The sequence below is a fragment of the Leclercia barmai genome (assembly GCF_049312895.1).
In the GTDB taxonomy this organism is placed as follows: domain Bacteria; phylum Pseudomonadota; class Gammaproteobacteria; order Enterobacterales; family Enterobacteriaceae; genus Enterobacter; species Enterobacter barmai.
Genome location: NZ_JBMNWZ010000003.1, coordinates 285,048 through 305,600 on the forward strand (window position 1 = coordinate 285,048; position 20,553 = coordinate 305,600).

The following is a 20,553-nucleotide window of genomic DNA, read 5'->3' on the forward strand; positions in this document are numbered from 1 at the left end:
TATATAAGCATGCATAATTTAAATGAAGAACTTTATGACAAAAGAAAAAAACAAATACAACCATGGTTGACAATAAATAGCATCAATGAAAGTGATGAACAGGAAAAAATAAAAGAATTATTACGTAAAAAAGCCAATGCAAAAATAGCTGATAATTGTTATATAGCTTCTGATGCAAATATTTTCACTTCAAAATTCTATTTGGGTGAAAACTCTTGGATAGCCTCTGGGTCCATAATCCGTGGTGAAGTATCTATCGGACCACATTGCTCTGTAAATCCAAATGCACACATTGCAGGTAAAGTTGAAATCGGCACAGGATGTAGAATAGCTAGTCTGGTATCCATATATGGTTTCAATCATGGTCACAGCCGTACTGATATCTATATAAAGGATCAACCTTCTACAAGTAAGGGTGTAATTTTGGGTGATGATGTATGGGTTGGAGCAAATGCAATTATCCTTGATGGTTCAAAAATAGGCAGTCATAGTATTGTTGCTGCCGGGGCAGTTGTAACTAAGTCTTTCCCTGAATATTCGATCATTGCAGGAAACCCAGCCAAGCGACTAAAAGATAGAAGGGAACTTCCCTTAGCAAAATTTAGTCTAGAGGATAAAAATTCAGAACTTAGATATCATCTTGATATGAAGTTCAACTCATATATCTCATGTCACGATGGATTTTTCTTACGAGGATGGTTACTCCACCCTGAGCTAAATGATATTTTGGTTAAAACACAATACTCCTCTAACACATTATCAATTAATAAAAAAAGACCAGATGTTGTTAGAACTTTTTTTAAAATGGAAGAAGATAAGCAAGTCTATATAGACTGTGGATTTGAGCATTTATTAGAAGTAAGTGATTTTTATTCATTATATGCTAAAACTCCTAGTGAATTAATTCACATTGCTGATATTGTTATGGAAGATATGATACATGAAGAAAAATAAAATACTGATAACTGGTGCAGCAGGGTTTATTGGTCATGCTCTAAGCAACTATCTTTTAAGAATTGGAAATTACGAAGTAGTAGGTATTGATAATATGAATACTTATTATTCCGTTGAGCTTAAAAAATTAAGATTAGCTACCCTGCAAGGTCATCCTGATTTTGCTTTTTATCAAATGGACATTGCAGACTACCAGTCATTGGATGAACTTTATGAAAAATACCAATTCGACTACGTGGTCAATCTCGCAGCTCAGGCCGGTGTTAGATACTCAATTGAAAACCCTAGGGCTTATACAGAAAGCAATCTGGTCGGTTTTTCAAATATTCTGGAAGCCTGCCGCCATCACAAAATAAAGCATTTGATATTTGCCAGTTCATCAAGCGTGTATGGTCGAAATGAAAAAGTACCTTTCTCTGAAGAAGATCGCGTTGATCTGCCGGTGAGTTACTACGCAGCGACTAAAAAAGCGAATGAAGTAATGGCTGCAAGTTATTCGCATTTATACAATCTACCTGTTTCTGGACTTCGCTTCTTTACAGTATATGGCCCATGGGGACGTCCTGATATGGCACCATGGCTATTCACAGATGCCATTTTGTATAACCGTCCTATTAAAGTTTTCAACAATGGGGATATGCTGCGAGATTTTACTTATATCGATGATATTGTAGAAGGCATAGTCAGATTGATTGACACTCCACCAGGTAAAGACTTGCCATATGAAATTTATAACATCGGTAATAATCGACCTGAAAAACTAGCAGATTTTATTGCAGCGATAGAAAAAGCTTGTGGCATTGAGGCTCAAAAAGTTAATTACCCAATGCAGGATGGCGATGTTCCTGTAACCTACGCTGATACTAGTAAATTAAACCAGGCTGTCGGATTCTCACCTGATACTAACCTTCAATCAGGAATCAATCGCTTCGTCGCCTGGTTCAGGGAATATCATAAATTATAACGATATCTTTATGTATTGGCTGAGATGGCTTTGTCAATATTGTCTTTCAATGGAATGTAATTACTTTATTTAAGCGATCTATAATGAAAATAACTATCGCCGGAACCGGCTATGTCGGTCTTTCCAACGCCGTTCTTTTGGCACAGCACCATCAAGTCATTGCTCTGGACGTAGTACCTGAGAAGGTCGAGCAAATTAACCAACGACAGTCCCCGATTGCAGACAAAGAGCTTGAAGAGTATTTAGCGAATAAACCTCTGAATCTTCGGGCCACGCTGGATAAATTTGAAGCCTACGAAAGCGCCGATTTTGTCATTATCGCCACGCCGACCGACTACGATCCTGAGACCAACTACTTTAATACCAGCACCGTCGAAGCCGTTATTCGTGATGTCATGAGCATTAACTCACATGCGGTTATGGTCATCAAATCCACCATCCCGGTGGGCTTTACTGAACGCATGCGCCAGGAGTTTAATACAGAGAATCTGATTTTCTCTCCTGAGTTCCTGCGTGAAGGTCGCGCTCTGTATGACAACCTGCATCCGTCTCGTATCGTGGTAGGTGAATGCAGCGAGCGTGCACAGCGTTTTGCCGATCTGCTCAAAGAAGGTGCTATCAAGCAGGATGTGCAGGTGCTGCTAACCGGCAGTACTGAAGCCGAAGCAATCAAGCTCTTTGCGAATACCTACCTCGCCATGCGAGTGGCGTATTTCAACGAGCTGGATACTTATGCTCAGTCTCATGGGTTGGATAGCCGTCAGATTATCGAAGGTATCGGTCTGGACCCGCGTATTGGCACGCATTACAACAACCCTTCGTTTGGCTATGGCGGCTACTGTCTGCCTAAAGACACCAAGCAGTTGTTAGCCAACTATCAGGAAGTGCCTAACAACCTGATCCGCGCAATCGTCGATGCGAATACCACTCGTAAGGACTTTATTGCCGACAGCGTCATCGCCCGCCAGCCTAAGGTTGTGGGTATTCACCGTCTGGTCATGAAAGCCGGTTCTGACAACTTCCGCTCCTCCGCGATTCAGGGGATCATGAAGCGTATCAAGGCGAAGGGTATCGAAGTGGTGGTGTTTGAACCCACCATTAAAACCGACAGCTTCTTTAACTCCCGTGTCATTCGCGATCTGAACGAATTTAAAGACATGAGCGACGTGATTCTGTGCAACAGAATGGCAAGCGAGTTAAGTGATGTTAAGGACAAAGTCTACACAAGAGATCTTTTTGGATCTGATTGATTAAAAAGGAAATTACCAGCAAGGAAAGCTGAATTCACAGACTCCGGATTGCATGTTTTAACTGCCCTCGGTTCTGCGAACATTACTGTTCCGCATGATTAAGCATGTATTGGAGCGTTAATCGGGCCTTTTAAATTTCGTTATAGCTATATAATTTAGCTACATACTATGTAAATGGCCCATCCATCCATAACAATACTAATAACAGCTTGAGTGTCGAAACAGAATGACAAACCGTTATACGCTTTCTACAACGTCATTGACTGCCTCAAATGCGCAGTTACGCTGGAATATTGATACCACTTCCAAACAGGAGCCTCTGAACTTACTCAACGGCCGCGTTGAACTCCGTGGCTGGCTACTGGCAGAAGGCGAACGTTCTCCACGTATCGCCATCAAGAATGATTACGCTACCTATAGCTATCCATTCAATGTCAAACGCCCTGATGTAATAGCTGCTATTCTGCAGCAGCCTGAGGATAATCACCCTCGTTTAAGCTGTGGGTTTAGGATCAACGTGCCCTTCTCTTCTAAAATCACCCTCGGACTGGAGTCCGATGGCCTGATTACCTGGCTGACGGAGTTAAATTTCTCCCCAGCCTGATAACTGTTTTACCTTGTGCCAGCTTTCAGGGGTCTGCTGATGCTGGCACGGTATTCCGATAATCGGTTGGATAACAAAGTGAACCTCTATATTGCCGCCATCGTTAAAGATGAATTTGCAGGCCTGCTTGAATGGATAGCGTATCACCGGGTTCTGGGCGTAACCGGATTTATGATTGCCGACAATGGCAGTCGTGACGGAAGCCGCGAGTTGCTCTCTTCCCTGGCGCGTCTTGGGATAGTGACCGTTCTGGACCAACCGGATGTGATTAATCAAAAACCGCAGCTCCCGGCATACGAGCGCATTTTACGTAGCTGCGCCCGCGATATTGACCTGCTGGCCTTTATCGATGCTGATGAATTTTTATTGCCCTTGTCGCCTGATGTAAACCTGGTCGATTTCTTCGCTAAACATTTTAATGACGAAAGCGTCAGCGCTATTGCGCTTAACTGGGCCATTTTTGGTTCCAGCGGCGAACTCTTTGCAGAAGAAGGCCTGGTGACGGAGCGTTTTACACATCGCGCCACTGTGAAATTTAACGTCCACCACAACATGAAAAGCGTGGTGAAACCCGAGCGCGTAAACCATTTTCATAACCCACATTATGCCGATCTGCGCTACGGTCGCTATATCGATGCGCTGGGCAATGACATGGTTTTACACCCAAAACATGGTCTTGGCGTCAGTGCCGAAGTGGTCTGGAACGGCGTGCGGGTCAACCATTACGCGGTCAAATCGCTGGAAGAGTTTTTACTCGGTAAACACCTGCGCGGCAGTGCAGCCTCAGCCAACCGCGTAAAACACAAAGCCTATTTCAAAGCCCACGATCGCAACGACGAGACCTGTCTGCTGGCGGCGGCTCTGGCCCCTAAAGTCAAAGCAGAAATGGCCGCGATACAGGCACAGCTGGATGCCTTGCCAGCAGAAGAGAGCCCACAGAAGAGCGACTCCTGGCTGGCAACGCGCGTCAAAAAATTAATCGGCTAATCTACGTTTTTTCATATTTCGACAGGAGTCAGAAGCGGGTCTCCCCCGCTTCCGGGTAGTGAATCCACTAATGCAAAGCGATTACCACTGGCACCCTCTGGCGCTGCCAGACTCTTCTTTATTGCGCGCGGGCTGGTTCCTGATCCAGGGCACCCTGCGTGCCCGTCAGCCGCGGGGTGAAACCCGCCTGCGCTGGCAGTGTCAGGGTATCTGGCATGAGCAGATCCTCCCCATCACCCGTCGTGGCACCCTGCAGGAGCTGGTCTGGCTGCCGGTGGGTGCCTGTCAGGTGGGGCTGCTCGCCAGCAGCGAAGGGGCAGAATGCCAGCTTAACATTACCCGTTTTGCTCAGGTGTCAGCGGCCAACAGCGTCTGGCGTCGGTTGCGCCGGGTGTGGCCTTTTTATCAGCGTCTGAATGCGCAAAAGCGCCGGCGTCTGGGGCTGTCCTGGCACCTGTGGTTTACCGATTTACAGCAGGCCTACGACCTGGTGGGCAAGATCCGCGACGACAGGCCGCTGCACGCCTATGAACACTGGCTGGCGAATTTCGATATCGTGCAGCCCGGTGAACGCCGTCTGATCGACCGTCTGCTTGCCCGCTGGGGCAACCTGCCGCGCGTCTGCCTGCATCTGGTGAACGGCGGCGATGAGGCGGCACGCCAGCGCACGCTCGCCAGCATCGAAGCGCTCTGTTATCCGGCAACGCATATCACCGTGCTGGAACAGCCCTCTGCTGAAGTCAGGCCAGTGGATGAATGGCAGTGGGCCATTCCGGTGGGGGCGGAACTCGCTCCGGCCGCTCTGGTATGGCTGGCGCACCAGCTGCGCCAGACGCCAGAGGCAAAATGGATCTACGGCGATCACGATCTGCTGGATGAAAAAGGCAAGCGCCACTCGCCGGACTTCAAGCCAGACTGGAACGAAACCCTGCTGCACAGCCAGAACTATATCGGCTGGAGTAGCCTCTGGCGGGAACAGGGCACGTCAGCCATCCCGCAGGACGGAGCCGAAAGCTATCGCGGGTGGCTACAGCTGGCCCACCAGCTTGCCCCTAAAGAGATCGCGCACATCCCTGCCCTGCTGATGCACGTCCCGGACGCGCTTCCTCAACAGGATGGCTATGAAACCCTGGCGAGCCAGCTGCAAAACCTGCCCGTCGGGGTCACGCTGGAGTCGGCTCCGCATGGCATCTGCCGCTGGCGCTGGCCGCTGCCGGAACAGCTTCCGCGGGTATCGGTGATCATTCCCACCCGCAACGGTCTGGCGCACCTTCGCCCATGCATTGAAAGCCTGGTGCAGCACACCTGTTACCCGAACATTGAAATCATGGTGATGGATAACCAGAGCGACGATCCCGATACGCTGGCCTATTTTGAGTGCATTACCCGGGAGTACGGGGTGCGGGTTATCTCCTGGGATCATCCGTTTAACTACTCGGCGATCAACAATGCCGGGGTGCGTGAGGCCACGGGCGAGCTTATCTGCCTGCTCAACAACGACACCGAAGTGATTAACCCCCTGTGGCTGGATGAGATGGTCTCTCACCTGCTGCGTCCGGGCGTCGGCATTGTTGGGGCGCGGCTCTTCTACGGGGATGGCCGCGTTCAGCATGCGGGCGATGCTGTCGGGCCGGGTGGCTGCGCCGATCATTTTCACAGTGGCCTGGCTGCCGATGAACCCGGCTACCAGCGCAGGGCGGTGAGTGCCCAGGAGCTGTCCGCCGTGACGGCGGCCTGCCTGCTCACCCATCGCCAGCTCTATTTGTCCCTTAACGGCTTAGATGAAGTGAACCTGCCGGTGGCCTTTAACGACGTGGATTACTGTCTGCGGGTCGGCGAGGCAGGCTGGCGGATCGTCTGGACGCCGTTTGCCGAGCTGTACCACCACGAGTCGGTATCGCGCGGCAAAGATGTCACGCCAGAACAGCTGGCGCGCTCCCAGGGTGAACTGCGTTACATGAAAAAGCGCTGGGCGCAGCGGCTCACACACGATCCTGCATACAATCCCAACCTGAGCTATGACCGACCCGATTTCTCGTTAAGTCATACTCCTAATGTGGTGCTGCCATGGACGAACTGATCAGAAAGGCACTCTTTAAACCCTATCTGAGGTTGAATAAGCAAAGCAGCGAGGCGCATCCGGACATCTGGCCTGAGTGCCGCTCGCTGTTGATTCTGCATGAAGGGAATTCACCAACGCTGGCCTATTTCGAAGCGGCTATCCGCAGCCGTTTCCCCGGTGCGGTCTGTCAGCTGGTGGATACCTTAACCACGCCCGCAATCGATGTGGATAAAGGGGCGGCCATTGTGGTTATTCGCTTTATCTCCACCCTGTGGCAGCGCGAGATTGCGCGCAATATCGACGATCTGTCGCAGGTGGTCTATTTCATGGATGACGACCTGTTCGACCCGTCCGCGTTAGGGGCGCTGCCGAAAGCCTACCGGACCAAAATCATCCGTCGCTCTGCGGCCCAGCATCGCTGGATCACCTCGCACTGCGACACCATCTGGGTGTCGACGCCGTACCTGGCCAATAAATATGCCCACCTCAACCCCGATGTGGTGCCCGCGCAGCCCACACCAAAGCTGCTGGCGGTTAAAAAGCCGGTGAAGATTGCCTACCACGGCTCAAGCTCGCACCAGGCCGAAAAGTACTGGCTGCGCGAGGTGATGGAAGGCGTGCTGGCCCAGTGTCCGCAGGCCAGTTTTGAGATCTTTGGCGAGCACGAAATCTATAAGCTCTATCGCGACCTGCCCCGCGTGACGGTTCTGCATCCCATGAGCTGGCAGAACTATCTGGATTACACCCAGCATCACCAGATCGATATCGGGCTGGCGCCGCTACTCGAATCAGAATTTAATATGGCGCGCGGGCCGGTAAAATTTTATGATTTCGTCCGCATGGGCGCGGTGGGTGTTTACAGCAATTGCGCGCCGTACAGTGATTTTATTGAACAAAATATCAATGGCGTGCTGCTGAATAACGATCCGCAGAAGTGGATCGACGCGCTGGCGCTGCTGGTAAATTCCGGGCAGAAACGTCAGACCCTGGCGAATAATGCGAAGGAATATTCATACTCGTTAATCAGTTAAAACTGCCTGACGCTAAAACACGGTCTGAACGGATAGCAGTGATTGTGTTCTGGTGACCATTTCATCCAATAGAAAAGTAAAAATCGCTTATGAAAATCCTTGTAACCGGTGGAGCCGGTTTTATCGGTTCTGCTGTTGTTCGCCATATCATCCGTGACACTCAGGATGCGGTGATCAACCTTGATAAGCTTACCTACGCGGGCAACCTGGAGTCGCTGGCCGAGGTCGCAGCAAGCGACCGTTACGCCTTTGAACAGGTGGATATCTGCAATCGTGCAGAGCTGGATCGGGTCTTTGCTGCCCATCAACCGGATGCCGTCATGCATCTGGCCGCCGAGAGCCACGTGGATCGCTCCATCACCGGCCCGGCCGATTTTATCGAAACCAATATCGTCGGCACCTACACGCTGCTGGAAGCGGCTCGCGCTTACTGGAGCGAGCTGGACGAAGCCCGCAAGCTGGCGTTCCGTTTCCACCACATCTCTACCGACGAAGTGTATGGCGATCTGCCGCACCCGGATGAAGTGAGCGCGGGCACCGAGCTGCCGCTCTTTACCGAAACCACGCCGTACGCCCCAAGCAGCCCGTACTCCGCGTCTAAAGCCTCCAGCGATCACCTGGTGCGCGCGTGGCGTCGTACCTATGGTCTGCCGACCATCGTCACCAACTGCTCCAACAACTACGGCCCGTATCACTTCCCTGAGAAGCTGATCCCGCTGGTGATCCTCAACGCGCTGGACGGCAAAGCGCTGCCAATCTACGGCAAAGGCGATCAGATCCGCGACTGGCTGTACGTGGAAGATCATGCCCGTGCCCTGTACACCGTGGTCACTACCGGCGTGGTGGGCGAGACCTACAACATCGGCGGCCATAACGAGAAGCAGAACCTGGACGTGGTCCACACCATCTGCGACCTGCTCGACGAGATAGTGCCGAAAACCGGCTCTTATCGCGATCAGATCACCTACGTGACTGACCGTCCGGGCCACGACCGCCGCTACGCTATCGATGCCAGCAAAATGAGCCACGAGCTGAACTGGCAGCCGCAGGAGACCTTCGAGTCCGGCATCCGTAAAACCGTGCAGTGGTATCTGGATAACCAGCAGTGGGTCAACAACGTGAAAAGCGGCAGTTATCAGGACTGGATCGCGAAGAACTACCAGGAGCGTAACTGATGCATATTCTGCTATTCGGCAAAAATGGCCAGGTGGGCTGGGAGCTGCAGCGCGCCCTGTTACCCCTGGGTCGTATTACTGCGGTGGATTTTGACTCTACCGATTACTGCGGCGACTTCAGCAACCCGGAAGGCGTGGCCGAGACCGTGCGTCTGCTGAAGCCGGACGTTATCGTCAACGCCGCCGCCCATACCGCGGTGGATAAAGCCGAGAGCGAGCGCGACTTTGCCGAGCTGCTCAACGCCACAAGCGTAGCCGCCATCGCCAAAGAAGCCGAAGCGCTGGGCGCCTGGCTGGTGCATTACTCCACCGACTACGTCTTCAACGGCAGCGGTGAAAAACCCTGGGTGGAAACAGACCAGACCGCGCCGCTGAACGTCTACGGCGAAACCAAGCTGGCGGGGGAGCAGGCTGCGGCCCTCTGTTCCCGTCACCTGGTGTTCCGCACCAGCTGGGTCTATGCTGCCCGTGGCGCGAACTTCGCCAAAACCATGCTGCGCTTCGGTAAAGAGCGTAGCGAGATGTCGGTGATCAACGATCAGTTTGGTGCGCCGACCGGGGCAGAGCTGCTGGCCGACTGCACGGCGCATGCGATCCGTATCGCGCAGGATAAACCGGAGGTTGCCGGTCTTTATCACCTGATCGCCTCCGGCACCACCACCTGGTTCGACTATGCCCAGCGGGTGTTCGCTACCGCGCGTGCGGCAGGCGTTGAGCTGGCGGTGACTCAGGTCAATGCGGTGCCGACCAGCGCGTTCCCGACGCCGGCTAAACGTCCGCATAACTCCCGTCTCGATACCAGCAAGTTCCAGCGCACCTTCGGGATGACGCTGCCAGACTGGACTATCGGCGTCGATCGCATGCTTGCTGAAATCCTTGGCAAGTAAACGCATCAGGGTATGCTATGCATGCCTTGTTTTATCGACACGGACATTTGTCGGGGAGCGGCGTTTTTAGCTCCCTCTGCAGCAATCAAACATATGCCGGGGGTGGCGTTTCGCCGCCCTCCAGAGCAACAGAGAAGAATTGAAGGATTATGAGCAAGCGTAAAGGTATTATTCTGGCCGGTGGGTCAGGCACTCGTCTGTATCCGGTGACGATGGCGGTGAGCAAGCAGCTGCTGCCAATCTATGACAAACCCATGATCTACTACCCGCTGAGCACCCTGATGCTGGCCGGTATCCGCGACATTCTGATCATCAGCACCCCGCAGGACACCCCGCGCTTTGAGCAGCTGCTCGGCGATGGCAGCCAGTGGGGCCTGAACCTGCAGTACAAAGTGCAGCCAAGCCCGGACGGTCTGGCTCAGGCCTTTATCCTCGGCGAAGAGTTCATCGGCGACGACGACTGCGCGCTGGTGCTGGGCGATAACATCTTCTACGGTCACGACCTGCAGAAACAGCTGGAAGCCGCTGCGGCGAAACCCGCAGGTGCTACCGTCTTTGCCTATCACGTACACGATCCTGAGCGTTACGGCGTGGTGGAGTTCGACCGCGAAGGCACCGCCATCTCTCTGGAAGAGAAACCACTGGAGCCGAAGAGCAACTATGCTGTAACCGGGCTCTACTTCTACGACAACCGCGTGGTTGAGATTGCCAAAAGCCTGAAACCGTCCCCGCGCGGCGAGCTGGAAATCACCGACGTGAACCGTATCTACCTGGAGCAGGGGAACTTGTCGGTCGCCATGATGGGTCGTGGTTACGCCTGGCTTGATACCGGCACCCATGAGAGCCTGATTGAGGCCAGCAACTTCATCCAGACCATCGAAACCCGTCAGGGGCTGAAAGTGGCCTGTCCTGAAGAGATTGCCTACCGTCTGAAGTTTATCGATGCCGATCAGGTGCGCAAATTAGCCGCGCCGCTGGCCAAGAATGCTTACGGGCAATATCTGCTGAAAATGCTCAAGTAGTCATCATTAACTCCTGGGGCGTCATGCCCCATTTAAGAATCAGGCCGTAATCATGAACGTAATTCAGACCGCAATTCCCGACGTCTTCATCTTTGAGCCAAAAGTGTTTGGTGATGACCGTGGCTTCTTCTTCGAAAGCTTTAACCACCAGCAGTTCGAAGCCGCCATTGGCCGCAGCGTAAACTTCGTGCAGGACAACCACTCCAAATCGTCAAAAGGCGTGTTACGTGGTCTGCACTACCAGCTGGCACCGCATGCCCAGGGCAAACTGGTCCGTTGCGTGGCCGGTGAAGTGTTCGACGTGGCGGTGGATATCCGTAAAAGCTCCCCGACCTTTGGTCAGTGGGTGGGCGTGCACCTGTCTGGCGAGAACAAGCGTCAGCTGTGGATCCCGGAAGGCTTCGCCCACGGCTTCATGACCCTGAGCGACACCGCCGAGTTCCTGTACAAAACCACCAACTACTATGCGCCGGAGAGCGACCGCGGCATCCGCTGGAACGATGAGACCATTGGTATTACCTGGCCTGAAATCGACACCGAGATCCTCACCTCCGCCAAAGACAGCGTTGCCAAATCCTTCCCTGACGCAGAGTACTTCTGAGTCCCACGCCCCGCAGTGACGCGGGGCGTTTTCTGACAGAGCACAAATGAAATTCTATACAGGTTCAGCCGGGATCCTGGCCCGAAAAGCGCAGCTCGAGCCGATGCTGGGCCGCCCGTTACACGCCTTCAAATCCAGCATGCCGCTGGCGCAAGACGATGTCCTGGTCGGCTGGGGCCAGAAAGCCAATACCCGCCAGATCAAACAAAAAGCCTATGAACTCGGGTTGCCGTACTGGCAGCTGGAAGATGGCTTTATCGGGTATATTGGCCATCCCGCCAGCGGGGGCAAAGCCGTCTCCCTGATCGCCGATCCTGTAGGGATTTACTACGACGCCCGCCAGCCGAGCCGCCTTGAGCAGCTGATCGCCACGCCATGCGATGACAAGATGCTGGCGCGCGCTGAGGCACTGGTGTCTGCGCTGCTGCGTCTTGGCATCACCAAGTACAACTGCTATGCCGCGGGCAGCGGTTTACCCGACGCCCTGGCGGCACGTCTGCGCGGCGACGCGCGCCCGAAAATCTTGCTGATCGACCAGGTGGCGGGGGATCTCTCTATCCCCGGTGCGCTGGCGAGCGAAGACGATTTTGTTGAGATGGTGGCGGCGGCGAGACGTAACCACCCGGGCGCCCGCCTGCTGCTGCGTACCCATCCGGATACCCGGCTCGGCAAAAAGAGCGGCGTGCTGGCGCGTCTGGAACTGGATGATGTGGAAGTGGTGGCCGATCACTGCCATCCCCACGCCCTGCTGAACGAGGTAGAGGCGGTCTATACCGTCTCCTCCCAGATGGGCTTTGAAGCGCTGCTGCTCGGCAAAACGGTGCACTGCTTCGGCATGCCGTTTTACGCCGGGTGGGGATTAACCCACGACAGCAAATCCTGCCCGCGTCGCCAGACGCAGATCAGCCTGCCCCAGCTGGTAGCGGCGGCGCTGATCCTCTATCCACGCTATCTGGACCCAGTGCTGGGCCAGCGCTGCGAAGTGGAACAGGTACTGGAGATCGTTGCCGCTCAGCAGAGCCCTGCGCCACAGTATCGCCGCCTCTATATGGTGGGCTTCTCGCTGTGGAAGCGCGCCTTTATGCGCGCCTTCTGCCAGCCGCTGGCCGAGGAGCTGCGCTTTGTGCGCGCGTTACCGCAACAGCTGGCCGCCGACGAGCAGGTGCTGGTGTGGGGCAGCCGCCACCCTGAACTCCAGAGCGCCATCCGGGTGGAAGATGGCTTTATCCGCTCCCGGGGGTTGGGCTCGAACCTGTGCCGCCCGTCGTCGCTCTCCATCGACCCGGTGGGGATCTACTTCGACAGCCGCCGTCCGAGCGGCCTGGAGCAGCTGCTTAATCAGCATCAGCTCACCGACCAGGAGTTAACCCGCGGTGCCGCGCTGGTGGATCTGCTTCGCCGGCACGGGGTGAGCAAATACAACGTCGGCACCGTCCAGCCGTTTACCCCACCGGGGGACGGTCGAACGCTGGTGCTGGTGGTGGGCCAGGTGGATGGCGATGCCTCGATCCTCACCGGCAGCCCGGTCGTGCGCAGCAACGAAGCGCTGCTGTGGGCGGTACGTGCCGCAAGACCGGAGGCGCATATCCTGTTTAAACCGCACCCGGACGTGGTGGCGGGCAACCGGGCAGGCGCCATCTCGGACGCCTGTCTGGCCAGCTGCGTCGACAGCCAGGTGCTGGATCTGGGCCTCACCAGCCTCTATCCCCACGTGGACGAGCTGCACACCATGACCTCGCTGAGCGGGTTCGAAGCGCTGGTGCAGGGGGTGAAGGTCACCACCTGGGGCCAGCCGTTCTACAGCGGCTGGGGGCTGACCGAAGATATGCACCCTGCCCCGCGTCGCCAGCGCACCTTGCCCCTGGCAGCGCTGGTCTATCTGACGCTGGTGGCCTATCCGCGCTACATCGACTGGCAGAGCGGGCTGTGGATGAGCCCGGAACAGTTAATACGCCAGCTGGCCGTGCAGGGTAACTCCTCATCGCAAAAAGCCAGCCGCTGGCAGCGCTGGCAGCTCAAGCTGAGCTATCTGGCGCAGACGCTTCGTTAGCAAACTATTTATCCCTGAAAATTAAAGAAAAGCGGTCATCAAGCCGTTAACTCACCTGTCTCATCAAACGGATCTGGGAAACGAAATGGAAGAGCAAGCTATCCGCCATTTATTAAGTGGCCGCCGATATCTTTTGTTACAAGGACCGATGGGCCCCTGCTTTGCGCGTCTGGCGACCTGGCTGCAGCACAGCCACCGCGAAGTGAAGCAGGTCTGCTTTAATGCCGGAGACGCCTGGTATGCCGCGAAAGAGACGTCGCTGCACTACACCGGCCCGGTGAAAAACTTTGCCTTCTGGCTGCGCGATCTGCACAAAGACTACGCCTTCGATACCATCGTCTGCTTCGGCGATTGCCGTCCGATGCATATCGAAGCGAAGAAGTGGGCGCGGAGTAAATCCATCGACTTCCTCGCGTTTGAGGAGGGCTATTTCCGTCCGTTCTATATCACCCTCGAAAAAGGCGGCGTGAACGCCTTCTCTTCGATGCCCATCGACGCGAAATACTACCGCGAACAGCCCCTGCCGGAGCTGCCGACCCCGACGCCGTGGAAGCCGAGCGCCTTCAACCGCGCCGCCCACGCCATGCTCTACTACGCGGCGGGCTGGTTTGGCCGCCACCGCTATCGCGGCTACCGCCACCACAAGTCGTTCTCCCCGTGGTATGAGATGCGCTGCTGGTTCCGAGCCGGTCGCCGCAAGCTGTGGTACCGCTGGAAGCAGCGCCACATGCTGAGCCATATCACCCAGACGCTGGATAACGAGTACTACCTGGCGATTTTGCAGGTGTACAACGACAGCCAGATTATTCACCACAGCCCGTATAAAGACGTGCGTGACTATATCGAAACCGTGATCCGCTCCTTTGCCCGCCACGCGCCGAAGGAGCGCCATCTGGTGTTCAAGCATCACCCGATGGATCGTGGTCACCGTTTTTATGGCGTGCTGATTAACACCCTCTGCGAAAAGTACGGCATCGCTGGCCGGGTGATCTATATCCACGATCTCTCCCTGCCCGCCCTGCTGACCCACACCCGGGGGGTGATCACCGTCAACAGCACCGCCGGGCTGTCGGCGCTGATCCACAACAAACCGCTGAAGGTAATGGGCAAAGCGCTCTACGACATCGACGGCTTAACTTGGCAGGGACCGCTGAACCAGTTCTGGCAGGCGAACTTCGCCCCCGACAAACAGCTGTTCCAGCGTTTTCGTACCCATCTGCTCTATCACACGCAGATAAACGCCGTGTTTTACGGCAAGTCCGACTGGCTCAACGTCCCGACAGCCCTCCCCCTGCCGGAAGCCCTTACCGATTCCGAACCCGAACACTAATTCGCTGCGCGCCGGGGAAATTGCCCCGGCGGATCCGATCTGCCCCTCGCTTTTATCCCCTCGTTGTAAAAATCCCTAATGTTTATCCTAAACCTGGCCGTTATAACCTAAGACAAATTTATTTGCCGAACCCTGCACTGACATATTTTGTCAGCCTGCACCGGCATAATTCACAGCAATGTTTTAGTTCACGGGAAAGCTTATATGACAATTCCGACCAGGAGTCGCTCGGCTGAAAGGTTGGTAGATATTCTGCTGGAGCTTCATTTACACGGCGTGGTTAACCGCCAGGCATTGATGCATAAATTTAATATTACTGAGCGCACCGTCTATCGCGATCTGAATGCACTTTCGCCGATTGTGGAGTACACCGGAGACGGGCAGTACCGGCTTATTCATGCCCCGCAGGGTCATGCCGGTCAGGGGCTGCATCACGTCATTGCTAACTTCCTGAATGTGGATGACTATTTCCCTGAAAAGGGGGGCGATTTCTGGGAGAAACTGGAGGCAAGAGCGGAAGAAAACCATATTATGATCCTCGGTGGCGATGCCGAGCGAAAAGAGAAATGGGATATTCACGCCCAGCTGGCGGCCTTCGAAAAGGCGATTAAGAGCCAGCAGGTTTGCCAGATCCTGTATAAAGGAAAGACCCGACAGGTTAATCCTTATAAAGTAATTAACAAAAAGAATATATGGTATTTACAAGCCACCGAAAACGGCAGATTGAAATCGTTTTCTTTAAGCCTGATCCAGTGGCTGGATATTCGCAGCGAAACCTTCACTCCGGATAACGACACCCTCGAATTGCTGGAAAAGAATCCCGACCCGTGGGTCAGCGAAGAGACATTCGAAGTGGATGTGCTTATTCCCGCCGCCATCGCGCACTATTTTAAACGCCGCGATCTGCTGCCCGGCCAGGAGGTTCTGGCGGAAGACAAACACGGCATTACCCTGCGCTGCCACGCGGCCCATGAAAACCAGATCCTGCCCCTGCTCTTCTACTGGCTGCCTAACATTCAGGTGCTGGAACCCGCCTGGCTGAGGCAGAAGTTCGTTGCCACCCTCGAAACCTATCTGGCTGAGGTGGAGTGCTCCCCCTGACATCGTGATCCGCTTCACACTATTTCCCCTACCGACGGCGAGCCTGAACCACTCGCCCTCGCTGTTGACCGTTCATCCCGCCATATAACCACTCACAGATTTACCTTCCTTTACACGCGCGAGGCTCTGGCAAGATCGCCGCAGCATTAACCAATATCTCTCACAGCGAACCCTGACGCTTTTTTCATCTAAAAAACCAGGTCTTATTATGGATATCAAAAAACTACTTAAGCACGTTCCCTGGCTGCTGCTCGGGATCCTCGGTGCCTGTTGTCTGGCCGTCGTCGCCCTGCGCCGCGGCGAGCACATCAGCGCCCTGTGGATCGTCGTGGCCTCCGTGTCGGTCTATCTGGTGGCGTACCGCTACTACAGTCTCTACATCGCGCAGAAGGTCATGAAGCTCGACCCGACCCGCGCCACCCCGGCGGTCATCAACAATGACGGCCTGAACTACGTGCCAACCAACCGCTACGTGCTGTTTGGTCACCACTTTGCGGCCATCGCAGGCGCGGGTCCGCTGGTCGGCCCGGTTCTGGCGGCGCAGATGGGCTACCTGCCGGGTACCCTGTGGCTGCTGGCAGGCGTTGTGCTGGCGGGTGCGGTGCAGGACTTTATGGTGCTGTTTATCTCTTCCCGCCGTAACGGCGCATCTCTGGGTGAGATGATCAAAGAAGAGATGGGCCGCGTGCCGGGCACCATCGCCCTGTTCGGCTGCTTCCTGATCATGATCATCATCCTTGCGGTGCTGGCGCTGATCGTGGTGAAAGCGCTGGCGGAAAGCCCGTGGGGCGTGTTCACCGTCTGCTCAACCGTGCCGATTGCGCTGTTCATGGGGATCTACATGCGATTCCTGCGTCCAGGCCGCGTGGGTGAAGTCTCGGTGATCGGGATTGTGCTGCTGGTGGCGTCGATTTACTTCGGCGGCGTGATTGCCCACGACCCGTACTGGGGCCCGGCGCTGACCTTTAAAGACACCACCATCACCTTCGTGCTGGTCGGGTATGCCTTTGTCTCTGCCCTGCTGCCGGTATGGCTGATCCTGGCGCCGCGCGACTACCTGGCGACCTTCCTGAAAATCGGCGTGATCGTCGGTCTGGCGATCGGCATCGTGATCATCAACCCTGAGTTGAAAATGCCTGCGGTGACCCAGTACGTTGACGGTACCGGTCCACTGTGGAAAGGCGCGCTGTTCCCGTTCCTGTTTATCACCATCGCCTGCGGTGCGGTCTCTGGCTTCCACGCCCTGATCGCCTCCGGCACCACGCCAAAACTGCTGGCGAACGAAAACGACGCCCGTCTGATCGGCTACGGCGCAATGCTGATGGAGTCCTTCGTGGCCATCATGGCGCTGGTGGCAGCGTCCATCATCGAGCCGGGTCTCTACTTCGCGATGAACACCCCACCAGCAGGCCTGGGCATCACCATGCCGAACCTGCATGAGATGGGCGGTGACAACGCGGCGCTGATCATGGCGCAGCTGAAAGATGCGAGCGCCCACGCGGCGGCGACCGTCAGTTCCTGGGGCTTTGTGATCTCCCCTGAGCAGATCATGCAGACCGCGAAGGACATCGGTGAACCGTCGGTTCTGAACCGTGCCGGTGGCGCGCCAACCCTGGCGGTCGGTATCGCTCACGTGTTCCACAAAGTGCTGCCATGGGCGGACATGGGCTTCTGGTACCACTTCGGTATTCTGTTCGAAGCGCTGTTCATCCTTACCGCGCTGGACGCCGGTACCCGTGCAGGCCGCTTTATGCTGCAGGATCTGCTGGGTAACTTCGTGCCGTTCCTGAAGAAAACCGACTCGCTGGTGGCGGGTATCCTGGGCACCGCGGGCTGCGTTGGCCTGTGGGGTTATCTGCTGTATCAGGGCGTTGTCGACCCGCTGGGCGGCGTGAAGAGCCTGTGGCCACTGTTCGGTATCTCTAACCAGATGCTGGCGGCGGTAGCCCTGGTGCTCGGCACCGTGGTGCTGGTGAAGATGAAGCGCACCAAATACATCTGGGTGACCGTGGTTCCAGCCCTCTGGCTGCTGCTCTGCACCACCTGGGCGCTGGGTCTGAAACTGTTCAGCACCAACCCGCAGCTGGAAGGCTTCTTCTTCATGGCTAACCAGTACAAAGAGAAGATTGCCGCAGGCGGCGGTGAGCTGACGGCCCAGCAGGTTGCCAACATGAACCATATCGTGGTGAACAACTACACCAACGCGGGTCTGAGCATTCTGTTCCTGGTGGTGGTCTACAGCATCATCTTCTACGGCATCAAAACCTGGATGAAAGTGCGTAACGCCGACGGCCGTACCGATAAAGAGACCCCGTACGTCCCGGTTCCTGAAGGCGGCGTGAAGACCTCTTCACACCATTAATCCTTTCCCCTCACCCTAACCCTCTCCCCAAAGGGGAGAGGGGACTGCACGGTGCGGTCTTTTCCCCCTCTCCCCTTTGGGGAGAGGGCCGGGGTGAGGGGAACAACGCCCGGCGATTCCCCCTCGCCGGGCTTTTTCTTATCAGGATGGGTTATGTTTGGTAACTTAGGCGAAGCAAAAAAATACCTCGGTCAGGCGGCGAAAATGCTGATTGGCATTCCGGACTATGACAACTACGTTGAGCATATGAAGACCAATCATCCGGATAAGCCGTACATGACCTACAACGAATTCTTCCGCGAGCGTCAGGAAGCGCGCTACGGCGGAGGTGGAGAAGGCGGCGTACGCTGCTGCTGAAGGAGAAACCATGACACCGATTGCAGTTACCCTACTCACCGGCTTTCTCGGCGCGGGCAAAACCACCCTGCTGCGCCACATCCTTAACGAACAGCACGGCTTCAAAATCGCGGTTATCGAGAACGAGTTCGGTGAAGTCTCGGTGGACGACCAGTTGATTGGCGATCGCGCCACCCAGATCAAAACCCTGACCAACGGCTGCATCTGCTGCACCCGCTCAAACGAACTTGAAGATGCCCTGCTCGACCTGCTCGACAGCCGCGATCGCGGTGAGATCGATTTCGACCGCCTGGTGATTGAGTGCACCGGCATGGCCGACCCTGGCCCGATTATCCAGACCTTTTTCTCCCACGAGATCCTCTGTCAGCGCTACCTGCTGGACGGCGTGATCGCCCTGGTCGATGCGGTGCACGCCGACGACCAGATGAACCAGTTCACCATCGCCCAGTCGCAGGTGGGCTACGCCGACCGCATCCTGCTGACCAAAACCGACGTGGCGGGCGAGAGCGATAAACTCCGCGAACGTCTGACCCGCATCAACTCGCGCGCGCCAATCTATACCGCCACCTTTGGCGATATCGACCTGGCACAGCTCTTCAACACCAACGGCTTTATGCTGGAAGAGAACGTCACCACCAGACCGCGTTTCCACTTTATGGCTGACAAGCAGAACGACGTCTCCTCGATTGTCGTCGAGCTGGATTACCCGGTGGATATCAGCGAGGTCTCACGGGTAATGGAGAACCTGCTGCTGTCGTTTGCCGACAAACTGCTGCGCTACAAAGGGATGCTGTGGATCGACGGCGAACCCAACCGCCTGCTGTTCCAGGGCGTGCAGCGCCTGTACAGCGCCGACTGGGACCGCCCGTGGGGCGACGAGCAGCCGCACAGCGTGATGGTGTTTATCGGTTTAGAATTGCCGGAAGATGAGATCCGGGCGGGGTTCGCGGCGTTGCGTAAATAGCCGCACAGACTGTCCCCTCTTCCCTATGGGAAGAGGGCTAGGGTGAGGGGAAAACGCCTGATGGCGCTGCGCTTATCAGGCCTACGGTCATGTAGCTCCGGTAAGCGCAGCGCCACCGGGGAAAGCACCATTACTCAAACAACTCCGCATGTGTCCCCAGGTCGGTAAACACCACCAGATGCTTTTTATTATCGATGCGATAAACCAGAAGATAATCCCCCCCGATATGCAGTTCCCGGAATCCTTGCATATCGCCGGTCAGGGCGTGATCGCTGTACTCGGCAGGAAGGGGATTGCCGGAAAGCACTAACGACATGATCGCTGCCGTGTCGTGCATATCTCTCCGGCCAGCTTTGTTGTAGCGTTCCCAGGCTTTAACAAAGGTTTTTGTGTAATCAGAGCGGTACGGTAGCGGGGCGCGTTTACTCTTTCCCATCGTCTAAGCTCTCCATGAGCTGCTCAACACCATCAAAGCGTCCATGCTGGTGTGTGGAAATTTCGTCGGCTTCGCGCATCGCATTGCGTAACCGTGCGGTGGGTTTGCGGGTCACCTCAAATGGGATCCCCTCATTTTTTACAATCTGTTCTGCGAACAGGCGAATTGCCGTGCTCCAGTTAAGGCCGCAGCTTTCAAGTACAGAGCCCGCGCGAGCTTTCAATTCACTGTCGATACGCGATCGAATAACGGAATCCATGGTGCCTCCTTACTATTTTGTAGCTACATTGTAGCCACAAAATAATCTGGTTGCATACTCTTCTGGCTCTATAAAAAAAACGCCTGATGGCGCTGCGCTTATCAGGCCTACGGATCACGTAGGCCCGTGCAAGCGCAGCGCCGCCGGGCAAAACTGC

Annotated in this window: 19 protein-coding genes; 17 read left to right on the forward strand and 2 right to left on the reverse strand. The window is 55.2% G+C overall.

What is annotated here, in order from left to right:
- Positions 1-9 precede the first annotated feature (9 nt).
- The 17 genes from ACOYA6_RS14020 to yjiA all read left to right on the forward strand — a co-directional run bounded on the left by ACOYA6_RS14020 (position 10) and on the right by yjiA (position 19,701).
- A complete protein-coding gene (locus ACOYA6_RS14020) occupies positions 10-954 on the forward strand; it encodes an acyltransferase (RefSeq protein WP_422654864.1) in 945 nt (314 codons plus the stop codon).
- Positions 941-1,918: an NAD-dependent epimerase/dehydratase family protein gene (locus ACOYA6_RS14025; protein ID WP_422654865.1), complete on the forward strand. Its 978-nt coding sequence runs from the start codon at positions 941-943 to the stop codon at positions 1,916-1,918. Before ACOYA6_RS14020 ends, ACOYA6_RS14025 begins: the two co-directional genes overlap by 14 nt.
- A gap of 83 nt (positions 1,919-2,001) precedes the next feature.
- Positions 2,002-3,168, forward strand: coding sequence for a nucleotide sugar dehydrogenase (locus ACOYA6_RS14030; RefSeq protein ID WP_422654866.1), 1,167 nt, complete (start codon positions 2,002-2,004; stop codon positions 3,166-3,168).
- Between the two features lie 226 nt (positions 3,169-3,394).
- Entirely contained in the window at positions 3,395-3,772 is a 378-nt protein-coding gene (locus ACOYA6_RS14035) for a hypothetical protein (RefSeq protein WP_422654867.1), read from the forward strand.
- 78 nt (positions 3,773-3,850) lie between these two features.
- Positions 3,851-4,759: a glycosyltransferase family 92 protein gene (locus ACOYA6_RS14040; protein WP_422654974.1), complete on the forward strand. Its 909-nt coding sequence runs from the start codon at positions 3,851-3,853 to the stop codon at positions 4,757-4,759.
- Positions 4,760-4,829: 70 nt separating this feature from the next.
- Positions 4,830-6,839, forward strand: a complete 2,010-nt coding sequence (locus tag ACOYA6_RS14045; protein ID WP_422654868.1) for a glycosyltransferase family 2 protein — start codon at positions 4,830-4,832, stop codon at positions 6,837-6,839.
- Complete coding sequence (locus ACOYA6_RS14050; protein WP_422654869.1) at positions 6,827-7,852, forward strand: glycosyltransferase family protein; 1,026 nt, start codon at positions 6,827-6,829, stop codon at positions 7,850-7,852. Before ACOYA6_RS14045 ends, ACOYA6_RS14050 begins: the two co-directional genes overlap by 13 nt.
- An 89-nt stretch (positions 7,853-7,941) precedes the next feature.
- Complete coding sequence (rfbB, locus tag ACOYA6_RS14055) at positions 7,942-9,027, forward strand: dTDP-glucose 4,6-dehydratase (protein WP_138370344.1); 1,086 nt, start codon at positions 7,942-7,944, stop codon at positions 9,025-9,027.
- Positions 9,027-9,914, forward strand: coding sequence for a dTDP-4-dehydrorhamnose reductase (rfbD, locus tag ACOYA6_RS14060; RefSeq protein WP_138370343.1), 888 nt, complete (start codon positions 9,027-9,029; stop codon positions 9,912-9,914). The genes rfbB and rfbD overlap by 1 nt, the downstream gene beginning before the upstream one ends.
- A 149-nt stretch (positions 9,915-10,063) precedes the next feature.
- On the forward strand, positions 10,064-10,936 hold the full coding sequence (gene rfbA, locus ACOYA6_RS14065; protein WP_138370342.1) for a glucose-1-phosphate thymidylyltransferase RfbA: 873 nt from the start codon (positions 10,064-10,066) through the stop codon (positions 10,934-10,936).
- A gap of 52 nt (positions 10,937-10,988) precedes the next feature.
- Positions 10,989-11,537, forward strand: a complete 549-nt coding sequence (gene rfbC / locus ACOYA6_RS14070) for a dTDP-4-dehydrorhamnose 3,5-epimerase (RefSeq protein WP_039030518.1) — start codon at positions 10,989-10,991, stop codon at positions 11,535-11,537.
- Positions 11,538-11,583: 46 nt separating this feature from the next.
- A complete protein-coding gene (locus ACOYA6_RS14075; protein WP_422654870.1) occupies positions 11,584-13,587 on the forward strand; it encodes a capsular polysaccharide biosynthesis protein in 2,004 nt (667 codons plus the stop codon).
- A gap of 85 nt (positions 13,588-13,672) precedes the next feature.
- Positions 13,673-14,917, forward strand: a complete 1,245-nt coding sequence (locus ACOYA6_RS14080) for a capsule biosynthesis protein (RefSeq protein WP_422654871.1) — start codon at positions 13,673-13,675, stop codon at positions 14,915-14,917.
- Between the two features lie 204 nt (positions 14,918-15,121).
- Positions 15,122-16,018, forward strand: coding sequence for a helix-turn-helix transcriptional regulator (locus ACOYA6_RS14085; RefSeq protein ID WP_138370340.1), 897 nt, complete (start codon positions 15,122-15,124; stop codon positions 16,016-16,018).
- Between the two features lie 208 nt (positions 16,019-16,226).
- Positions 16,227-18,380, forward strand: a complete 2,154-nt coding sequence (locus ACOYA6_RS14090) for a carbon starvation CstA family protein (RefSeq protein ID WP_138370339.1) — start codon at positions 16,227-16,229, stop codon at positions 18,378-18,380.
- A 153-nt stretch (positions 18,381-18,533) separates the two neighbouring features.
- Positions 18,534-18,737, forward strand: coding sequence for a YbdD/YjiX family protein (locus ACOYA6_RS14095; protein WP_032616354.1), 204 nt, complete (start codon positions 18,534-18,536; stop codon positions 18,735-18,737).
- Between the two features lie 10 nt (positions 18,738-18,747).
- Complete coding sequence (gene yjiA / locus ACOYA6_RS14100; RefSeq protein WP_422654872.1) at positions 18,748-19,701, forward strand: GTPase; 954 nt, start codon at positions 18,748-18,750, stop codon at positions 19,699-19,701.
- A 130-nt stretch (positions 19,702-19,831) separates the two neighbouring features.
- On the opposite strand, the gene ACOYA6_RS14105 is transcribed toward yjiA, so the two are convergent.
- Together ACOYA6_RS14105 and ACOYA6_RS14110 are read right to left on the reverse strand one after the other, a co-directional pair.
- Positions 19,832-20,137: a type II toxin-antitoxin system RelE/ParE family toxin gene (locus ACOYA6_RS14105; protein WP_422654873.1), complete on the reverse strand. Its 306-nt coding sequence runs from the start codon at positions 20,135-20,137 to the stop codon at positions 19,832-19,834.
- On the reverse strand, positions 20,124-20,396 hold the full coding sequence (locus ACOYA6_RS14110; protein ID WP_138370197.1) for a type II toxin-antitoxin system RelB/DinJ family antitoxin: 273 nt from the start codon (positions 20,394-20,396) through the stop codon (positions 20,124-20,126). Before ACOYA6_RS14110 ends, ACOYA6_RS14105 begins: the two co-directional genes overlap by 14 nt.
- Positions 20,397-20,553: the final 157 nt, after the last annotated feature.